Source organism: Bacillus sp. IT-79MI2 (assembly GCF_949768135.1).
Classification (GTDB): domain Bacteria; phylum Bacillota; class Bacilli; order Bacillales; family Bacillaceae_G; genus Bacillus_A; species Bacillus_A pseudomycoides.
Genome location: NZ_CATKPV010000062.1, coordinates 91451 through 110541, shown reverse-complemented (window position 1 = coordinate 110541; position 19091 = coordinate 91451). Strand labels below are relative to the sequence as shown.

The following is a 19091-nucleotide window of genomic DNA, read 5'->3' as shown; positions in this document are numbered from 1 at the left end:
CTTATCACCTCGTACTTTGTAATTCTTTCTCAAATTGCCCCAGCTTCTCTACTGGACCAAATACTATTATCATATCATGTTCTTGTAATTTTTCCTGCCCTGTTGGATTATGAATAATATTTCCATCTCGTAAAATCGCTAAAATTGTAACATCAAATTGATTTCTTACATTGCTTTCTATTAATGTTTTTCCAATTAAAAGAGACCTTTCGCCGATTTGAACTTCTTCTATTGCAAAAGCCTGATCTGTTCCATAAAGTACCGTATCAATATAATGAACCGTTAACGGATTTGCGATTCCTTTTGCAATATGAATTCCAGCCATACTAGATGGATTAATAACTTTATTGGCACCAGCACGGCGTAATTTCCCTTCCGTTTCTGGCTTTTCCGCTCTAGCCACAATTTTAATTGTACTATTTAATCCTCGTGCCGTTAATGTAATGAATACATTTTCAGCATCATTTGCAACAATCGCTACTAAGCCAGCAGCCCTTGTAATTCCCGCCTTACGTAACACCTGATCTTCCGTGGCATCACCATGTACATATAAAAGCTTTTCTCTCTCTAGTACTGCTTCTTCTTTATCAACAACAACAAATGGAATATTCTTTTCTTGTAACTCGCGCACAACTTGAAGTCCTACTCTACCACAACCGCATACGATAATATGATCTTGTATTTGCGCTATTTGTTTGTCCATTTTCTTCCTCCGCACTGCATGAAATAAATTCCCCTCAATAATCATTGCTGCTACTACCCCGATTGCATATGTAACAATTCCTACACCAACAGGAATAATAAGAAGCGCAAAAATCTTCCCAGCTTGTGTTAATGGAACTGCATCTCCATACCCAACCGTTAATACTGTAATCATTGTCATCCAAAAGGCTTGAAACAAACTAATCTCTTCTATCATCATAAACCCAATTGTTCCAAGAACTACAACAAAACACATACATATAACCGCAATCCACAATTGTCTGCGTGCATTCATCTTATTCTTCAACTCTTTTCTCTACTACAATCTTTGCCAGAGGAAATGAAATACGTATATACTAGAAGCGGAATCTATGAAAGAGGTTGATATAATGAAAACATTTCTTTCTGCCTTGCAATGGGCATTATTTATTTTGGCCGGTAGCCTCATTGTACCAATTAGTGTTGCAGCCAGTTATGGACTTGAAGGTGCTGAAGCAATTGCATTTGTACAACGAACATTATTTGTCCTTGGCTTCGCTGGCCTTTTGCAAGCTATATTTGGTCATAGACTACCTATTCAAGAAGGGCCCGCTGGTCTTTGGTGGGGAATCTTCTCGCTATACGCGAGTTTAGGTGTCGTATTATTTGGATCAAATAATGAAACACTCCGCGTCTTACAATACGCATTTCTGTTAAGCGGCATCATCTGTATTATCCTTAGTATTTTTGGACTTATTGATAAGCTCGTTCGTTATTTTACACCAACAGTAATTGGAACATATTTATTCCTTCTCGTTGCCCAACTCAGTGGTTCTTTTCTAAAAGGAATGCTCGGCCTTGATGGACAACATACTGAAGTACAAGCAAACGTCTTTATTCTTTCACTCATTGTTATTTTACTATCTTTTTTCATTATGAAGCTACCTATTATTGGACAATACTCTGTTCTGTTCAGCATTGTCTTTGGATGGATTTTATTTGCATGCTTCGGATTATCCAATCAGGTTACACCGGTAACAGATATCATCCGCCTTCCCTCTCTATTCGTTTTTGGATCACCTCGCATCGAATGGAACATGGCAATTACCGTTGTCTTTGTTACACTGTTGCTCTTAACGAACATGTTGGCAAGCATCCGTGTTGTGCAAAAGGTTGTTTCTAAATATGAAGAAGGTGCAGTTCAAAATCGATTCAAACATGCCGGAATTATAACGGGCATAAATCAGCTTTTAGGTGGTCTTTTCTCAGCAATTGGACCAGTAGCTATTTCAGGTTCAGCTGGATTTATTGCAACAACAAATATTTATAAACGCCTTCCTTTCCTATTAGGGTCAAGTTTTATTATTATAATTAGTATATTTCCAAAGATTACATCATTCTTCGCCGCTATTCCTGTCGCCGTTGGATATGCTGCCATTTATCCTGTATTTGCAAGTATGATTGGTCTTGCCTTCCGTGAATATGACACCGTAGAAAATAAAGAGCATTTATTCCGCGTTGCTGGCCTGTCCCTCTTTACAGGGATCGGGGTTATGTTTGTTCCACCGCAAGCATTTTCGACCCTGCCACCATTTTTAGCATCATTTTTAAGCAATGGCCTTGTACTTGGTTCTGTCATGGCTATTTTACTTGAAGTTTTATTTTCCCGTTCAAAGGAAAAACAACCATCGTAAATTGGAAAACTTCCATTATTGCACTCTACTTTCAGAGTTGTTACGATAGAATTATCATGGGCAGTACGCCCATGATAATATATACTAACAATACGGTAATCAGGCTCACTATATAAAATGAAACTTCCATCACCAATCAGGTTTTTTGTTTTTCACATATACATTACTGCTTTGAAAACAAAAGATGACCTGCACTTTTTTAACTTGGCGTGGAGGCAGGAAAAGGATCTGATTGCTTCTATGCATGGGCGAGTGCTCTCTTCCATCTAAAAAGGAAAGGTTTCTATCTTTTTTTCAATTTATGTACCTTTAAAGAAGTTCGATGTCTTACTATTTATTCCTCATCATTTTGCTAAAATGAATTTCTGACAATACCAACTATTATTTCAACAAAGAGAGGATTTTTTTATATGTCTTATAAAATGATTGTTTTAGATTTAGATGATACTTTACTACGCGATGACCATACGATTTCAGAGCGTACGAAACAAGCTTTAATGACGGCCCAAGAGCAAGGTGTAAAGGTTGTACTCGCTTCTGGTCGCCCAACATTCGGCATGCACCATATTGCAAAGGAGCTTCGTTTAGAAGAATACGGAAGCTTCATTCTATCATTTAATGGTGCGAAAATTATTAATTGCAAAACAGATGAAGAACTGTTCAGTAGTACACTATCTCCTGAAATCGTTCACAGCCTATATGAAATTAGTAAAACAGAAGATGTTTGGATTCATACGTATATCGGCGATGACATCGTAACCGAAGAAAATAATCCATATACAGAAATTGAGGGCCAATTGACAGGTATGCCAATTATCCAAGTAGATAGTTTTACTGCCGCTGTACAAGAACCCGTTGTAAAAGTGTTAATGAATAAAGAGGCTGAACGCCTTGTAGAAGTAGAAAAGAAACTTCAAGAGCAACTAGAAGGTAAACTAAGTGTAATGCGCTCTAAACCATTTTTCTTAGAATTTACTGAAGCCGGTGTAACAAAAGGAACAAGCTTAAATCAATTGATTCAAAAACTTGGTATTAAGCGTGAGGAAGTAATCGCAATGGGCGATAGCTACAACGATCAAACAATGATTGAATTCGCTGGCCTTGGTGTTGCGATGGGCAATGCTCCAGATGACATTAAAGAAATTGCAAACTACGTAACAGACACGAATATGAATGATGGCGTTGCTAAAGTTGTAGAGAAATTTGTGCTAAAAACCGAAGTTCTTGTTTAATATATAAATTTTTCAACATACAAATTACTGCTTTGAAAACAAAAGGTGACCTGCACTCATTTTCTCTCTTTGTTTTCACTTGGCATGTGGCTAAAAAAGGACCTGACCGCTTCTATACATAGACGGATACTCTCTCCCATCTAAAAGGAAAGGTTTTTTGTACTTATATAGATGCATTCACAAAACCCATTTGAAGTCAAATACTTCAAATGGGTTTTTATTTAAATGTACGTAGCTTTGTGAAGATATTTTGAACTTTACAACATTCTCGTAGTGTTAACTTTGTTTTTGTATATAATGAAACAAAACATACTATTTTATTTGGAATAAGAATACAAATTTACTATATACAAGCGCATGTTTAAGGAGGTACTTTTATGTTATCTACACCAATCGGAAGATTAAGAGCAATTGGATTAATCGAAGGGATTTCCTTTCTACTACTATTATTTGTAGCGATGCCGTTAAAATACTTTGCGGGGTTTGTAACAGCAGTCAAAATTACAGGTATGGCTCATGGCGTTCTATTTATATTATTCATCTTTGCCGTGATTCAAGTAACAATCGTACATCGTAAGTCTATCTTATGGGCTTTAGGTGCGTTGATTGCTTCCGTTATCCCATTTGGTACATTTGTACTAGATGCAAAATTAAAAAATGAACCGCAGTGATTAAAAAAGGTAGCTAACAGTCATTCTGTTAGCTACCTTTTTTATAGATTTGGAATTTGCCAATCAATTTTTTTCTCATCCATACTAGATAAGAGGTCATTTACTTTTGAAAACGGCTTACTGCCAAAGAAACCTCGTCTTGCTGATAAAGGACTTGGATGTACAGATTCAATAATATGATGATTCGAGTTGGTAATCAGTTTTTTCTTTGCTTGTGCATGGCGCCCCCACAATATGAAAATTAAAGGTTTTTCACGTTCATTTAACAGTTCAATAACACGATCTGTGAAATGCTCCCATCCTTTTCCCTTATGAGAATTTGCTTCTCCTTGTCTCACAGTTAACACCGCATTAAGTAATAATACGCCTTGCTCTGCCCATTTCACTAAATAACCGTTATTCGGAATTTCACAACCAAGATCTGCATGCAATTCTTTGTACATATTTTGCAGCGATGGCGGTGTTTTTACACCAGGTTGTACAGAAAAGCTTAACCCATGTGCCTGATCTGGCCCATGGTATGGATCTTGTCCTAAAATGACAACCTTTGTATCCTCATAACTTGTATAATGTAGTGCATTAAAAATATCATTGGCTCTCGGATATATGACATGGGTACTATATTCTTCTTTTAAAAACTGTCTTAGTTTTTGATAATATGGTTTCTCGAATTCTGGTGCAAGTAACGGCTCCCAATCATTCTTTAAAATATGTTCCATCTCTTCACTTCCTATTCACTTAATTGACCATGTCTTGCTTCGTAAATACGACAAACGAAATGATAAGAGAAACTACGGCCCAAACTGTTAAATTCATTAATGAAAAGCTCATCGATAGACCTTGCAATGCTGGTAACTTCCCTGATAAGTAATCTGTCAGTGATAAGTTCACGCTAAAAATATATTTTGCCCCTTCCCAAGATGTTGCAAAGGAACTTAAAATACCACCTGCAATTAATACTGCCAACATGACTCCCATACCGGCTGGTGTATTACGAATTAATACAGAAACCATAAAGGATATTGTTCCCACAACAATCGCAACAAACCACGCTAATCCATATGCCATTAAAATATATTGCCACTGCGGGATGAGGTGGACAAAATTTGTATTCAGTGTTTCTTTATCAATTCCAAAACCCGTCAGTACCGGTAAATTCCATCCGGCATATCCGAAAACAACGCCCGATAACACATAGGAGAAAATCCCCACCAAGAGCAATATAAGTGATATAAATAACAACATCGTCACATATTTACTGAGAAGGATTTTAAAGCGCCGAATGGGCCGTGTTAGAAGCATTTTCATCGTTCCATCACTTCGTTCCCCCGATACAATGTCAATTGCAACAATCATTACAAGTAGCGGAATAAACAATGTAATTCCTTGTTCAATGAATGCTCGTACAAACGTTGGTGCTCCTGGTGCCGTTGGATTAATATCATGATCTAAATAATATTGTTGCTGCTCCACTCGTACTTTCAGCCAATCCCGCCATTCTTCTGGCAACCTAGAATTATTTAAGCGATTTTGCGAATCAACAATTTGCTGCTGAAGTGCTACCTTCCAATCGCTCGTACCAAGGCGTTTTTGCGTTGTCTGCACTTCACGATACTGTGCATAAACAAACAAAGGAATTAAGATTGCCAATATGAGCATGACGACAACAATACGTTTCTTTCGATAGATTTTTTCTGATTCATTTAAAACAAGATTCGCAAATTCACGCATGTTGCTCACTCCCTGTGAGTTCAATAAATAAATCTTCTAGTGTAAAGACAAGCTCCTTCACGCTATGTACATCTATTCCATTTTCTACAAAGCGTTTATTCCAAGCACTAATTGTAGCAATATCCATTCGGCACAATAAACGTTCATCATCTATGCTAATTTCCCTAATTTCTTTTGAAGTTTTTAAAAGTTCTAATGCTCGGGAAATCGGTGTAACAATCCATTCAACACGATCGCTCGCAGTTTTAATCAACTCTTCAATAGGTGCAACTGTAATCATTTTTCCCTTATGAATAATAGCGACACGATCACATATCATTTGCACTTCACTTAGTAAGTGACTCGAAATAAAGACGCTCATGTTTTCTTCTTTCACAAGCTTATGTATAAACTCCCTCATCTCTCTTATACCAGCTGGATCTAGGCCATTTGTTGGTTCATCTAGTATAAGGAGTTTCGGGTTTCCAAGAAGAGCCTGCGCGATTCCAAGGCGTTGTTTCATACCAAGAGAATACGTTTTCACTTTATCGTGAATACGTTCGTTTAAATGAACCATTTTCGCAATTTCTAAAATACGTTCATCTGATATACCGCCAAGCATACGTGCAAATTGCTTTAAATTTTCCCACCCTGTTAAATATGTATAGAGCTCTGGATTTTCCACGATGCTACCAATTTGCCGCATCGCTTCTCGAAAGTTCTCTTTAATATTATAACCACCAATAGAAATCGTACCTTCAGTCGCTTTAATAAGACCAACTAGCATCCGAATTGTTGTTGTTTTCCCTGCTCCATTTGGTCCTAAAAATCCAAACACTTCTCCTTGGTTCACATCAAATGAAATGTTTTCAACAAGCGTCTTTTTCCCAATGACCTTTTTCACATTTCGTACTGAAAGTATCGTCGTCATTTCGCCCCTCCTTCATTTAGCTTCAGCTTACTTACAACGCTTTGTAATAAGCGATCCGCCATATATGAGTAGCCAATTTCATTCGGATGAAAATGATCTGAGTACAACAATTCTTTCCCGCGATTTTGAAACAGATCAAACGTTGGCGTTATATATACATTTTTATTATCTATTGCTAATTTTTCTAAAGATGCATTCCAATCTACAACAATGGATGAAGAACCTTTTAAATCTTCAACATCCTCAAAAGGATTGTATAAACCGAGCCAGAAAATCGGGCTATCTGGATTTAGCTTTCGAATTTCTGTTAAAATTTGTTTTGCCTGATTTTGAAATGTTTCTGTATTAGGGCGATATGTTTCTAGATCTATCTTTCCAAGTGATTCCCATCCTGGAAATAAGTCATTTCCTCCAATTGTTAAAACGATAAGATCCGCTTGCTTAATTGAGTACTGTGCACCACTACTTGCTATTTGTTTCAACAAATCCGGCATTTTCGCACCACTAACAGCTAAATTCGTTAACGCTACCTTTTGTTTGTAATCCTTCTGCAAACTTTCTTTCACTCGTCCCACATAGCCAATTCCTTCTTTATCTCCAACGCCACGCGTTAAAGAATCGCCTAAACTGACAACTTGTAATGTTCCAGGGTGTTGTTTCCCCTTTACTTGTTTTTGTGCTGTCTTCATAGTTAAATTTGAAGCTTTCGGATTTAATACATCATTAATTCCCGAAATAAAACCATATGCAAATAAACAAAAAGATGCAATTGTAATGAGTAAAATTCCTTTTACTAATTTGGATCTCATGTCAAAACCCCTTTTAGCCTCATAGATTGTCCCTAATTATACCAAACGCCTTTTCGAAAAGCGATTTTCATACTTTATGCATTATGTAGTTTCACGAAGGGTCAACTGTGGTAAAAGTTCAATGTTCTTCACATCTATTTTTTCATCCTCTATCTTCTCATATAATATTTCAAATGCTTTCGCACCAACTACTTTACTAGAATGAGCAATTGTTGTAATTCCTAACACATCAGCCACCTCTTGGTCATCGCACCCAATAATTGCAAGATCTTCAGGAATACGAATTCCATGTTTTTTTGCTTCCGTTACCATACCTGCTGCAATTGGATTACAAGAAACGAGAAATGCTGTTGGTTTCACAGACATGTTAATCCACGCTCTTATCACTTCACGACCATCCTCTACTGTAAAACGCTCTGTAAACTTCCATTCTTCTCGAGATTCTATAGAAATCTCCTGAAGTGCTTCCTCATAAGCTTGTTTTCGTTTTTGACTATTTACGCTATGACTTCTGCCAATACAATATCCAATGTGAGTGTGTCCGCTTTCTATTACGTATTTCATCCCCTGCGAAAACACCTTATAGTGATCAATATGTACGCTAGAAATACATTTAGATTCTATTTCTTCACATGTTACAATCGGGCCAAACTTTGTATATTCTTCTATTGTTTTGCAGCCATTCATTCTCGAACATATAATTACACCATCAAGCTTCTTCATTTTTAACATATGCAAAATTTCAAGTTCTTTTTCGGCACTATAGTTCGTCTGACAGAGCATCATATTATAATTTTTTTTGGCCGTTTCTTTAGAAATCCCCTCAATAATTGCACTGTAATATTGATCATTTACATGCGGCAAAATAACACCTATCACATTCGTCTTTCCTCTTACTAAATGAATCGCATTCACATTTTGGGTGTAATTTAGCTCTTCAATGATCGCTAAAATTTCCTGCCTCTTTTTATCACTTACATACGGATGATTATTTAATACACGTGAAACCGTTGACACTGATACACCGGCAATTTCCGCAATCTTTTTTATATTTGTCATCTTATTTCCTCCCCTTCCCATCATTTAAATAAACCTCATCAAAAAATTCTTTCTTGACCTGGTAAGCTTTCCACAATATATCCTTTCCTAGCAAATACATTCAGAAAGGATTTGAAACATATGATACGTCTAAAACTAGACTATATATTTTTTATTAGCGGACTACTCATCCTATCTCTTGGAATTAACATGATGACAACTATTACTTCATTTGGCCTTAGTCCTTATGATTCGTTTTTTATTGCGCTATATCAAAACTTTGGAGTAAGTATTGGCTTTTGGATTTTTATGATTAACTTCGCTTTTACACTTATTGTGTTCTTTTTGAATAAGAAGCATATTACAATCGGAACAATTGTTACTATGGTTCTTATTTCTGTTTTTGTTGATTGGATTGGTTCTATTACTATCATTATGGATTCAATCCGCTCTCTTCCAAAATATATAACACTTGTGTGCGGAAATCTATTTGTTGGCGCTGGAATTGGAATTTATGTCTCCACACAATTATGTGCAGCACCACAAGAGGCCTTTGTCTTAACAATGTCTGAAAAGAAAAAATGGACGTTTCGCAGAACAGAAATTTCATTAGCTTTGCTATTTTTGACACTCAGTTTCTTATTAGATGGGCCTATTTACTTCGGAACAATTATCCTTTCCTTTACAACAGGCTGGATCATTCAAGCATTTATTCAGATTGGTACAAAAATCCTCCACATGAAAAAAGCCTATTGAGCGAATAACGCTACAATAGGCTTTTTTCATCTATTTTACCGGAAGACAGCTCCCTGAATATAATCAAAGACAACCTTCTCATCATTTTGTAACACGACTGGCTGAATTTCCTTTGTATCAATGGCGATATTTGGATCCTTCAAACCGTTACCTGTTAATACCGCTACAATTTGGCTTCCTTTTGCAATTTCTCCACTCCTCAGTTGTTTATAAACACCAGCAAGAGAAGCGCATGAAGCAGGTTCAGCAAAGATTCCTTCATACTTAGCTAACCATCCATATGCCTCAAGAATTTCACGATCTGTTACTTCATCAATTTTTCCTTGAGATTGTTCTGCAGCTAGGGCGGCTTGCTCCCAACTTGCTGGATTCCCAATTCGAATTGCTGTAGCGATTGTTTCTGGCTCTTCAATCTTATGTCCATGCACAATCGCCGCTGCTCCTTCCGCCTCAAAGCCGCGCATCTCTGGCAAACCCGTACCAAGTCTTTCATGATACTCTTTGAAACCTTTCCAATACGCTGTAATATTGCCTGCATTACCAACTGGAATTGCTAAAATATCCGGCGCCTTCCCAAGCGCATCACAAATCTCAAATGCAGCTGTTTTCTGCCCTTCAATTCGGTATGGATTAACAGAATTCACAAGTGTGATTGGCGATAATTTACTAAGCTTACGTACGATTTGCAAAGCATGGTCAAAATTCCCATCAATACTTATAATCTCAGCACCATACATGACAGCTTGCGCTAATTTACCATATGCAATCTTACCATTTGGAATGATAACAATACATGACAGTCCGGCCCTAGCCGCATAAGCTGCTGCAGATGCAGACGTATTACCTGTAGATGCACAGATAATCGCTCCGCTCCCTGCTTCTTTTGCTTTTGCTACCGCCATTACCATACCGCGATCCTTAAACGATCCGCTTGGATTTGCCCCCTCTATTTTCCCGTAAATTGTTACGCCCCACCGCTTTGACAAGTTTTCTAATAAAATAAGTGGTGTATTACCTTCATGCAATGTTAAGGGAGGTGTCTTTTCCGTAATAGGTAAAAACTCCTTATACTCAGCAAGCAAACCTTTCCACATTACCTAGCATCTCCTTCGATTCGATAGTTTGCTTTCACACAATCTATTTCTTCGTATGCCCCCAATGTATGTAAAATATATTCATAGTCTGCAAGTGATGCACGATGTGTTACGATAACAATCTCAGCCTTTCCTTTCTCCCCGAGTGGCATTTGAATAATTTTTTCAAAGCTAACACCGCGTTCAGAGAATAAAGATGTAATTTTTGCAAACACACCAATTTCATCTTTTACATGTAGACGTAAAAACTTCTTCACAAAAATTTCATCTGGCTCTTTTAATACCTTTTCATATTGCGGAGAAACTGCGCTATTCCCAGTTACACCAAGGCGCACATTTTGCATTACCGCAACTAAATCAGAAACAACCGCTGTCGCTGTCGGTAAACTTCCTGCTCCAGGTCCATAAAACATTGTTTCTCCTACCGCTTCACCATATACATATACGGCGTTATATTCATTTTGAACTGCTGCAAGAGGGTGTGTATTCGGAAGTAATGTTGGCTCAACTGTTACCTCTAATTTTTCACCATCACGCTTCGCCAGTCCAATTAATTTAATTGTATATCCTAAGCTTTTACTATATGCGATATCTTCCTCAGTAATGGAAGTAATCCCTTTCACCTTCACATCTCCAAGCTCTACATTTGTAGAAAAACCTAGAGTAGCTAAAATCGTCATTTTCCTTGCTGCATCTAAACCTTCAACGTCTGATGTTGGATCTGCTTCCGCAAATCCAAGCTGCTGCGCTTCATTTAACACGTCGTCATATGCTCTCCCTTCGTCAGACATTTTTGTCAGAATAAAGTTTGTTGTTCCGTTCACGATTCCCATCACTTTCGTAATAAGATCCGAAGAAAGTCCTTCTACAATGCTGCGCAGAATTGGAATCCCTCCAGCTACGCTCGCCTCGTAAAATAAGTCAGCTTGATTTTCCTTTGCCACCGTCAGTAATTCTGCTCCGTGCAATGCCATTAAATCTTTATTAGCAGTAACAACATGTTTACCATTTTTCAAAGCTTGTAAAATATATGCTTTCGCTTCCTCTATGCCGCCCATCACTTCAATGACAACATCAATATCAGGATTATCTATAATTTCATTTGCATTTTTCGTTAATAAGGTAGAGGGTACTTGGACCTCTCTCTCTTTTTCAATATTTTGCACTAATACTTTTGTTACTTTCACTGGGCAACCAACTTGGTGCATAAGACGATCTTGATGATTCGTAATAATACGAACCACACCGCTGCCAACTGTTCCAAGGCCTAATAAGCCCACTTGAATTTCATTCATGATACTGTCCACCCCTCTAAAGAATTGTATTTAGATGCCATTATATAAGTTGAAATTCTGAAAGACAATATATTTTGAACATTCTTAAAAATATAAAGCGATCCTTGTAAAGAAAACGTTGCCACATGTTATATAATGATCAGCTTACAAAATATAAGGGGTTTCTTGATACACATAATAATTTAACCAATTTGAAAATAATAAGTTTCCATGACTCCGCCATCTTATGAGTGGCTTTTCAGCTGGATTATTATGTTTAAAATAGTTTTTGGGAACCTTAATATCTAGCCCTCTTTGTTTATCGCGTTCATATTCTTGTTTTAACGTATCGCAGCTATATTCGCTATGACCAAGAACAAAAATATGCTTTCCATCTTGCCCCATAACAAGGTGGACACCTGCTTCTTCTGATGTTGCTAGTAATGTCAACTCTCGTACTTTTTCAATATCAGCTGCGCGTACTTCCGTATGACGTGAATGTGGTGCAAAAAAGAGCTCATCGAATCCTTGTAACAATTTCACATGCTGCTCATGCACTTCATGCTCGAATACACCAAACATCTTTTCTTCAAGCGAGTATTTCGGAATTCCATAGTGATAATACAGACCCGCTTGTGCTCCCCAACAAATATGCAATGTAGATGTTACATTCGTTTTTGAATAGTCCATTATGCGTCCAAGTTCTTCCCAATAATCTACATCTTCAAAAGGAAGTGTTTCAATTGGGGCCCCTGTAATAATGAGACCATCAAATCTGTCTTCCTCAATATCGCGAAATGTTTTATAAAAACTTGTTAAATGGTCTTGCGCTACATTACGGGATGTATGAGACTCCATATGAAGCAAATGCACATCCAATTGAAGTGGTGTATTACCGAGTAACCTGAGCAATTGCGTTTCTGTTTCTTGTTTTGTTGGCATTAAGTTCAAAATCGCAATTTTTAGAGCACGTATATCTTGTGTTTCAGCTCGCTCTTTTGTCATCACAAAAATATTCTCTTTTTGCAATACTTTACGGGCTGGTAAATCTTTATCAACAATGATCGGCATGCGCTTTGCCTCCAACTAATGCTTTCTCTAGATCCGCAATAATATCAGAAACATCTTCGATACCGACCGATAAGCGAATTAAATCAGATGTCACACCTGCTAAACGCTGCTCTTCTTCATTTAACTGTCTATGCGTTGTACTAGCAGGATGAATCACACATGTTCTTGCATCCGCTACGTGTGTCACAAGCGTTGCTAGCTTTACATTTGCAATAAACTCTTTCGCAGATTCTAATCCACCTTTAATCCCAAATGTTAAAACGCCACTTGCACCTTTTGCTAAGTACTTTTGCGTTAGTGGATAATTTTCATTACTTTCTAATCCCGGATAATTCACCCATTCAATACGGTCATGGTTAGCAAGCCACTTCGCAACTGCAAGAGCATTTTCACTATGACGCTCCATTCGTAAATGTAATGTTTCTAAACCAATGTTGCTAATATACGCATTGAATGGGCTCATACAGTTTCCATAGTCTCTTAATAGTTGAACACGAGCTTTCACAATATATGCCGCCTGGCCAAAATTCTGCACATAACTTACGCCATGATAACTTGGATCTGGTTCGACAAGCTCAGGATATTTTCCATTTGTCCAATCAAAATTCCCTCCATCAATGACAATTCCACCTAATGAACTCGCATGGCCATCAATATATTTCGTTGTAGAATGAACAACAATATTTGCGCCATGCTCAAACGCTTGGCATAAATATGGTGTCGCCAAAGTATTATCCACGATAAATGGTACTTCCAGTTCTTTTGCCGCGTTTGAAAACTCTTTAAAATTTAAAACATTCATCGCTGGATTTCCAAGTGATTCTGCATAAATAAGCTTTGTTTTATCATTTGCAAGTGCCACAATTTCATCAGTAGTTAAGTTCGGATTAAAGAATGTTACATCAATACCAAGCTTACGCAAACTTACTCCAAACAGGTTAAAGGTTCCCCCATAAACGGTTGAAGAACAAAGCAAATGATCACCACTGCCACAAATATTTAAAACAGCAAGCATAATAGCCGCTTGACCAGAGGCTGTCGCAACAGCTCCGGCTCCACCTTCGAGCTCTGATAATTTTTGTTCAAATGCCGCTAGTGTCGGATTCCCAATACGCGTATAAATATAGCCCTCTGCCTCTAAATTAAAGAGCGCTGCTAAATCATCGGACGTATCGTATTTATACGTCGTACTTTGATAAAGTGGTAAAACACGTGGTTCACCATTCTTCGGTGTATAACCACCTTGCACACAAATAGTTCCTTTTCCCCATGATTCTCCCATTCCTTATTCTCCTTTCTTTTATAGAAAATAAAAAAACTGCTTCTTTCCCTAACAAGAAAGAAGCAGTTTGAAAACACGCTCTAAAGTCTCTTTCTTATCTCTCAGGGTTATTACCTGCAGGATTTGGCACAATTCCGTTACACGGCTGTTGCCAAGGTTTCATAGGGCCTGTCCCTCCACCTTTTCTTGATAAGACTATGCAATTACCGTTGATTTTATAGCAATAATTTCCTAATGTCAATTATTTTTCTGAATATTTATAAAATATTTTATTGGCTGTTTAACTGTTTATTATGAAAATTTAAATTTAAGGAAACAAGGGAAATATCCCCTCATCATCAAGGTAAGCTTAAATAAGAATTACAATGATGAATACGAAGAATAGTAGATACCCTAGAGATTATGCTCTAATTACTCGAATCCCTTTTACAATATTCCAAATAAAGAAGTATAGACTAATTAGGCCGCAAATACATACCATAATCATTGCGCCAATAGCCATTGTTGTACCTAGTTGCTTAAAACCGACATCCATGATTCCCAATACTACAATTCCTATAAAAGTAGTAATTCCCGGAATAAGATGTGTCCATAGAGCTCGTTTCGCATGACCTTTTGTTTCATGATCTCCGAGAATCCAAACAATTAGTGGGAATAAGACAGGGGCAAAAAGAACACTCCAGTACGAAAAAGAAGATAAAACTTTATTTCCATTCATATATATCACCTCATGAAATTGTGTTTGTTGTTATACCTTTATTATGTAGGGAAATCTATTTTTTTACTATCGCTAGACCTTACAACAACATGACAGTTTTGTAAGATTCTATAGTGGCAATCTGGTAGGCCTACCGCTTGATATAATGCACGTGATATTTTAAAAAAATTAAGGGCCAAGGATTTTTTTAAAGAACTCTTGGCCATTTTCGTATTTATGAAATGTTTGCTTATTTTGCGTGTAAAGCATCTACTGTAAGTGATCTATAGATCATAGATCATATACCATAACACAATCGTTAAAGTAAGAGATCACAAGTCATTCAATGGTATAACAATTTATAAAATGCTTATAAAGAACAGCAAGCATGAACATTAACATCTATGCTTTGTTGTTTTTAAACATAAGATTTTCTTTTATAATAGTCTGTTGAAACCTTCTCATAAAACGCTGCTTTTGTAGTATAAAAATATGGAATCAACCATAAGAAACCGATTCCTAAAGTAAGGATACTTAGTATAAACCAGCCAATAAAGCTTAAACATATTAAGAAATAATCCATCTTATGTCCGTTCATCATACGACGACTTTCCGTAATAGCTTGGTTCATTGAAAATTCCGGATGATCATTTAAAATAAAGAAAGTCATGGTATAAGAGAAAGATTTAACAATCCCTGGAATAATAAATAACAATGTCCATAAAGTAATATAGATATCCATTAGTAAATATATTAAAATTGATTTAATAAATTTATTTACCTCTTTACACCATTTAAATAATTGCCCAATTCCAACTGTCCTGTCACGAACTGTATTTAAGGCAAGATAGTAAGCACCTAAAGTTAAGGGCCCAACCATTAGCACGACAATAATATCGATCATAAACGATTCTATTACTTTACTCCAGCTCCAAAACCATACGAAAGGGAATATAAAGAACAAGGTAACTCCTACCGCTAATCCCCATTTTTCATCAAGCTCATCAAGCGCTTGTTCTTTCAACTCACGAATCAAATAAGAAACCTCCTAAATCTAATGCGTATTTTAACTTATACTAGTATACAATTCTCGTAGAGATTACAATAATATTTTAGACAATTTATATTTATTTCAGCACATGGCATGAGCATTATCATCTCGATGAGATCAAAAGCTTTAAACATCACTTGTATTTTGCTTCTTTAGAAGAAATAATACTAATAATGTTTATAATATATGTTGAATAAGTAATTCTTTAAAAAGATAATATGCACATTCAATTCATTATTTTCGTATTAGAATCTCTAATTTTTCATAATAACGTATAAATAGAGGAGGCATAAAAATTGGCTATTAGGAGAAATATGCACTATTTACTCATCGTGTACGGTATATTTCTAGGTTCTATCGTTGGTGCCACAGTCTGGTTATTTTTAGTTGTCACCAATGCTGGAATTCATTTCGTTTGGGAATATTTACCTAAAGAATTTGCATTACCATCTTATTATACAATTTGTGTAACAATAATCGGTGGTTTTCTTATTGGACTGTCACAAAAGTACTTTGGTACATACCCACGTTTAATGCCAGAGGTAATGGATGAATATAAGAAAACAGGCAGGATTGAATACCGTTTTGTACATCAAGCTACATTAACAGCTATTATTGTTTTAGTATTTGGAGCAAGTTTAGGACCGGAAGCTGCACTTGTTGGGATTATAGGCGGGCTTTGTACATGGGTTGGCGATCGCTTTCACTTTGCTGTAAAAGGAATGCAGGGGCTAACAGAAATTGGAATCGGCGCTACTTTAAGTGTTATTTTTAATGCACCGTTATTCGGTTACTTAGCTCCAAGTGAAAATGAGGATGAACGACTTGCTGAAGTTTCCAAAGGGAAAAAGGCTATCGTATATGTCGCTACTACTTTGGCTGGTTTTTCTGTTTATTTATTGCTTAGTAAATTTGATAATCGAGGATCTTTTATTGTTAATTTTGGAGAAGGATCTTTTGCACTTCATGAATGGGTTGCCTTTCTACCTCTTGCTTGTATAGGTGCTAGTGTAGGCTATTTTTATTTCAAGATAGAATATATATTGGAAAAAATAGTGCACCCTTTTCAAGAATATAAACTAACATTAGGGATTATAGGTGGCATTATTTTAGGGATTGCCGGAACTTTCCTCCCATATACTATGTTTTCAGGAGAACACCAATTAAAAGAATTAGTGAATGAGTGGACAGAATTATCATTTGGGGTGCTGTTTCTTTCAGGTGTTTTAAAATTATGTATAACGGCAGTTTGTTTAAATACAGGTTGGCGTGGAGGACACATTTTTCCGATTATATTTGCTGGAGCAAGTATTGGATATGCTATGGCCACTGTCATACCGCTAGATCCAATTGCTTCTGTAGCTATCGTGACGACAGCCATTTCAAGCTATGCATTACGAAAACCAATCGCTATTACAGTGCTATTACTTATGTTCTTCCCAATTAATTTGTTATTACCGATGCTTGGAGCTGCAATGATTGGAAATTCATTTCCACTTCCTAACAATAGTGAGAATAAACAAGCGGCTAGTGCAAATATCAAATAGTAAAATGAACAAATAGGAAGCAGTACCATCACTATAAAAGTGTTGGTACTGCATATCGAGTGACGATTATTTCATGAATTAGAATATGCTTGCTACTTTAGCTGCTTTTTCAAGACCTTCTGCAATAATCTCTTCCGCTTTATCTGGGAATTGATTATGACCTTCAATGATAACTGTTTCCATATTTGTTACACCGAAGAAGCCCATCATGCTTGCTACATATTTAACAGCCATTTCTACGCCAGCTGCTGGACCTTCAGAATATACACCACCACGTGCATTTAATAATGCAATTTTCTTATCACCGATAAGACCTACTGGACCTTCTGGTGTATATTTGAATGTTTTTCCAGCGCGGTTTAAGTAATCGATATATGTGTGCAATACAGCTGGAATTGTTAAGTTCCATAATGGGAAACCAAATACCACTTTATCAGCTGCAAGGAATTGCTCTAAATATTTATCAGCAACAGCTACTGCTTTTGCTTCTTCTGCTGTTAAGTCAAATCCTTTACTAGCTTTAAATGTACCGTTGATCATATCTACGCCTACATATGGTAATTCTTCATTGTATAAATCAAGTTCTACCACCGTATCATTTGGATGTGATTCTTTATAGCTTGCTAAAAACGCTTCATATAATTTCACACTAACTGCTTGGTCTGCTGGACGGTTGTTAGCTTTTACAAATAAAACTGTTGTCATGCCTTTTTTCCTCCTATTACTCACTCTTACGTTGTTTATTATCTACTCACTAAAAAGGGACAATCCCCTGTAATTATTGTTGCTTACAAATACATTTTATCCTCTCCTCCTAACAATTTCTTCCTCACATAGACGGATTTTTTCATAAAAAAGGTCCATCTCCTAAAGGCGAACTAATCCTACGACTTTTGTCTTATACGATCCCATTTTTCACTGCATATAAAGCTGCTTGTGTACGATCCGATAAATTTAATTTTCCTAAAATACTACTTACATGAGCTTTTACTGTTTTTTCTGTGATCACTAACACGGATGCAATTTCCTTATTACTCATCCCTTTTGCCAAGAGCTGCAACACTTCATTCTCCCTTGCCGTTAGTACATCTACATGAATATTTGATGACTCCTGTTTCTCTTCTTGCGGCAAAGTTTGAGAAAGAAGCGCACTTGCTATATCAGGATGAAGCTGAATATTTCCTTTATATGCACTACGGATAGCTTCCACAAGTTGATCTGGTTCAACATCTTTTAGAATATATCCGCTCGCTCCGGCCTTTAAAGCTGGTAAAACATGCGCTTGATCAGAAAAGCTAGTCAATACGAGCACTTTCACATTTGGATATTCTTTTTTAATACACGAGGTTGCTTCAATCCCATCCATCTCTGGCATATATAAATCCATTAAAACAATATCCGGCTGTGCTTCTCCTACTTTCTTTAACGCTTCTTTTCCGTTATTTGCTTCTCCAACTAACTCCAAATCTTCTTGCATGCTTAAGAAAAATGCTAATCCTTTTAAAACAACTGTATGATCATCAACTAATAATACTTTTATTTTCACAAGTTTC

Annotated in this window: 19 protein-coding genes and 1 riboswitch; of the genes, 5 read left to right on the top strand and 14 right to left on the bottom strand. The window is 36.7% G+C overall.

From position 1 onward, the window contains the following. Nucleotides 1-4 precede the first annotated feature (4 nt). Complete coding sequence (locus ACM6HU_RS14210; RefSeq protein WP_016132473.1) at nt 5-997, bottom strand: potassium channel family protein; 993 nt, start codon at nt 995-997, stop codon at nt 5-7. 94 nt (nt 998-1091) lie between these two features. Here ACM6HU_RS14210 and ACM6HU_RS14205 point away from each other — a divergent pair, with 94 nt between their 5' ends. The 3 genes from ACM6HU_RS14205 to ACM6HU_RS14195 all read left to right on the top strand — a co-directional run bounded on the left by ACM6HU_RS14205 (nt 1092) and on the right by ACM6HU_RS14195 (nt 4278). Next, nucleotides 1092-2375, top strand: coding sequence for a purine/pyrimidine permease (locus ACM6HU_RS14205; RefSeq protein ID WP_016112749.1), 1284 nt, complete (start codon nt 1092-1094; stop codon nt 2373-2375). Between the two features lie 410 nt (nt 2376-2785). Then, a complete protein-coding gene (locus ACM6HU_RS14200; RefSeq protein WP_016132474.1) occupies nt 2786-3607 on the top strand; it encodes a Cof-type HAD-IIB family hydrolase in 822 nt (273 codons plus the stop codon). A gap of 377 nt (nt 3608-3984) precedes the next feature. Beyond that, on the top strand, nt 3985-4278 hold the full coding sequence (locus tag ACM6HU_RS14195) for a DUF3817 domain-containing protein (protein ID WP_016112751.1): 294 nt from the start codon (nt 3985-3987) through the stop codon (nt 4276-4278). Between the two features lie 41 nt (nt 4279-4319). Here the strand turns inward: ACM6HU_RS14195 and ACM6HU_RS14190 are convergent, their stop codons facing one another. The 5 genes from ACM6HU_RS14190 to ACM6HU_RS14170 all read right to left on the bottom strand — a co-directional run bounded on the left by ACM6HU_RS14190 (nt 4320) and on the right by ACM6HU_RS14170 (nt 8787). Continuing rightward, nucleotides 4320-4997: a uracil-DNA glycosylase gene (locus ACM6HU_RS14190; protein ID WP_016132475.1), complete on the bottom strand. Its 678-nt coding sequence runs from the start codon at nt 4995-4997 to the stop codon at nt 4320-4322. 19 nt (nt 4998-5016) lie between these two features. Beyond that, nucleotides 5017-6009 (bottom strand): ABC transporter permease, encoded by a 993-nt coding sequence (locus tag ACM6HU_RS14185; protein WP_016112753.1) that lies wholly within the window; start codon nt 6007-6009, stop codon nt 5017-5019. Beyond that, entirely contained in the window at nt 6002-6919 is a 918-nt protein-coding gene (locus ACM6HU_RS14180) for an ABC transporter ATP-binding protein (RefSeq protein ID WP_016112754.1), read from the bottom strand. The genes ACM6HU_RS14185 and ACM6HU_RS14180 overlap by 8 nt, the downstream gene beginning before the upstream one ends. Next, nucleotides 6916-7728: an SGNH/GDSL hydrolase family protein gene (locus ACM6HU_RS14175; RefSeq protein ID WP_016112755.1), complete on the bottom strand. Its 813-nt coding sequence runs from the start codon at nt 7726-7728 to the stop codon at nt 6916-6918. The genes ACM6HU_RS14180 and ACM6HU_RS14175 overlap by 4 nt, the downstream gene beginning before the upstream one ends. Nucleotides 7729-7809: 81 nt before the next feature. Further along, nucleotides 7810-8787, bottom strand: a complete 978-nt coding sequence (locus tag ACM6HU_RS14170; protein WP_016112756.1) for a LacI family DNA-binding transcriptional regulator — start codon at nt 8785-8787, stop codon at nt 7810-7812. Nucleotides 8788-8907: 120 nt separating this feature from the next. Here ACM6HU_RS14170 and ACM6HU_RS14165 point away from each other — a divergent pair, with 120 nt between their 5' ends. Then, the gene (locus ACM6HU_RS14165) at nt 8908-9522 is read left to right on the top strand and encodes a YczE/YyaS/YitT family protein (protein ID WP_016112757.1); all 615 of its coding nucleotides are present in this window, start codon (nt 8908-8910) and stop codon (nt 9520-9522) included. A gap of 35 nt (nt 9523-9557) precedes the next feature. Here the strand turns inward: ACM6HU_RS14165 and thrC are convergent, their stop codons facing one another. The 6 genes from thrC to ACM6HU_RS14135 form a co-directional block, all read right to left on the bottom strand. Continuing rightward, nucleotides 9558-10616 carry a threonine synthase gene (gene thrC, locus ACM6HU_RS14160; protein WP_016112758.1) on the bottom strand — a complete coding sequence of 353 codons (1059 nt, stop codon included), beginning with the start codon at nt 10614-10616 and terminating at the stop codon, nt 9558-9560. Next, nucleotides 10616-11911 (bottom strand): homoserine dehydrogenase, encoded by a 1296-nt coding sequence (locus tag ACM6HU_RS14155; RefSeq protein ID WP_016112759.1) that lies wholly within the window; start codon nt 11909-11911, stop codon nt 10616-10618. The genes thrC and ACM6HU_RS14155 overlap by 1 nt, the downstream gene beginning before the upstream one ends. A 144-nt stretch (nt 11912-12055) precedes the next feature. Further along, entirely contained in the window at nt 12056-12961 is a 906-nt protein-coding gene (metA, locus tag ACM6HU_RS14150) for a homoserine O-acetyltransferase MetA (RefSeq protein ID WP_016112760.1), read from the bottom strand. Then, entirely contained in the window at nt 12945-14243 is a 1299-nt protein-coding gene (locus ACM6HU_RS14145) for a bifunctional O-acetylhomoserine aminocarboxypropyltransferase/cysteine synthase (RefSeq protein ID WP_016112761.1), read from the bottom strand. The genes metA and ACM6HU_RS14145 overlap by 17 nt, the downstream gene beginning before the upstream one ends. Nucleotides 14244-14334: 91 nt before the next feature. Then, nucleotides 14335-14439, bottom strand: a riboswitch (SAM riboswitch). A gap of 204 nt (nt 14440-14643) precedes the next feature. Next, nucleotides 14644-14961, bottom strand: a complete 318-nt coding sequence (locus tag ACM6HU_RS14140) for a DUF4870 domain-containing protein (protein ID WP_016112762.1) — start codon at nt 14959-14961, stop codon at nt 14644-14646. Nucleotides 14962-15358: 397 nt separating this feature from the next. Next, nucleotides 15359-15976: a DUF975 family protein gene (locus tag ACM6HU_RS14135; protein ID WP_016112763.1), complete on the bottom strand. Its 618-nt coding sequence runs from the start codon at nt 15974-15976 to the stop codon at nt 15359-15361. Nucleotides 15977-16305: 329 nt separating this feature from the next. On the opposite strand from ACM6HU_RS14135, the gene ACM6HU_RS14130 reads away from it, so the two are divergent. Then, nucleotides 16306-17538, top strand: a complete 1233-nt coding sequence (locus ACM6HU_RS14130) for a chloride channel protein (RefSeq protein WP_414848257.1) — start codon at nt 16306-16308, stop codon at nt 17536-17538. Between the two features lie 78 nt (nt 17539-17616). Here the strand turns inward: ACM6HU_RS14130 and ACM6HU_RS14125 are convergent, their stop codons facing one another. Both ACM6HU_RS14125 and ACM6HU_RS14120 read right to left on the bottom strand, forming a co-directional pair. Then, nucleotides 17617-18243, bottom strand: coding sequence for an FMN-dependent NADH-azoreductase (locus ACM6HU_RS14125; protein WP_016112765.1), 627 nt, complete (start codon nt 18241-18243; stop codon nt 17617-17619). Nucleotides 18244-18436: 193 nt separating this feature from the next. Continuing rightward, on the bottom strand, nt 18437-19084 hold the full coding sequence (locus tag ACM6HU_RS14120; protein WP_016112766.1) for a response regulator: 648 nt from the start codon (nt 19082-19084) through the stop codon (nt 18437-18439). Nucleotides 19085-19091 lie beyond the last annotated feature (7 nt).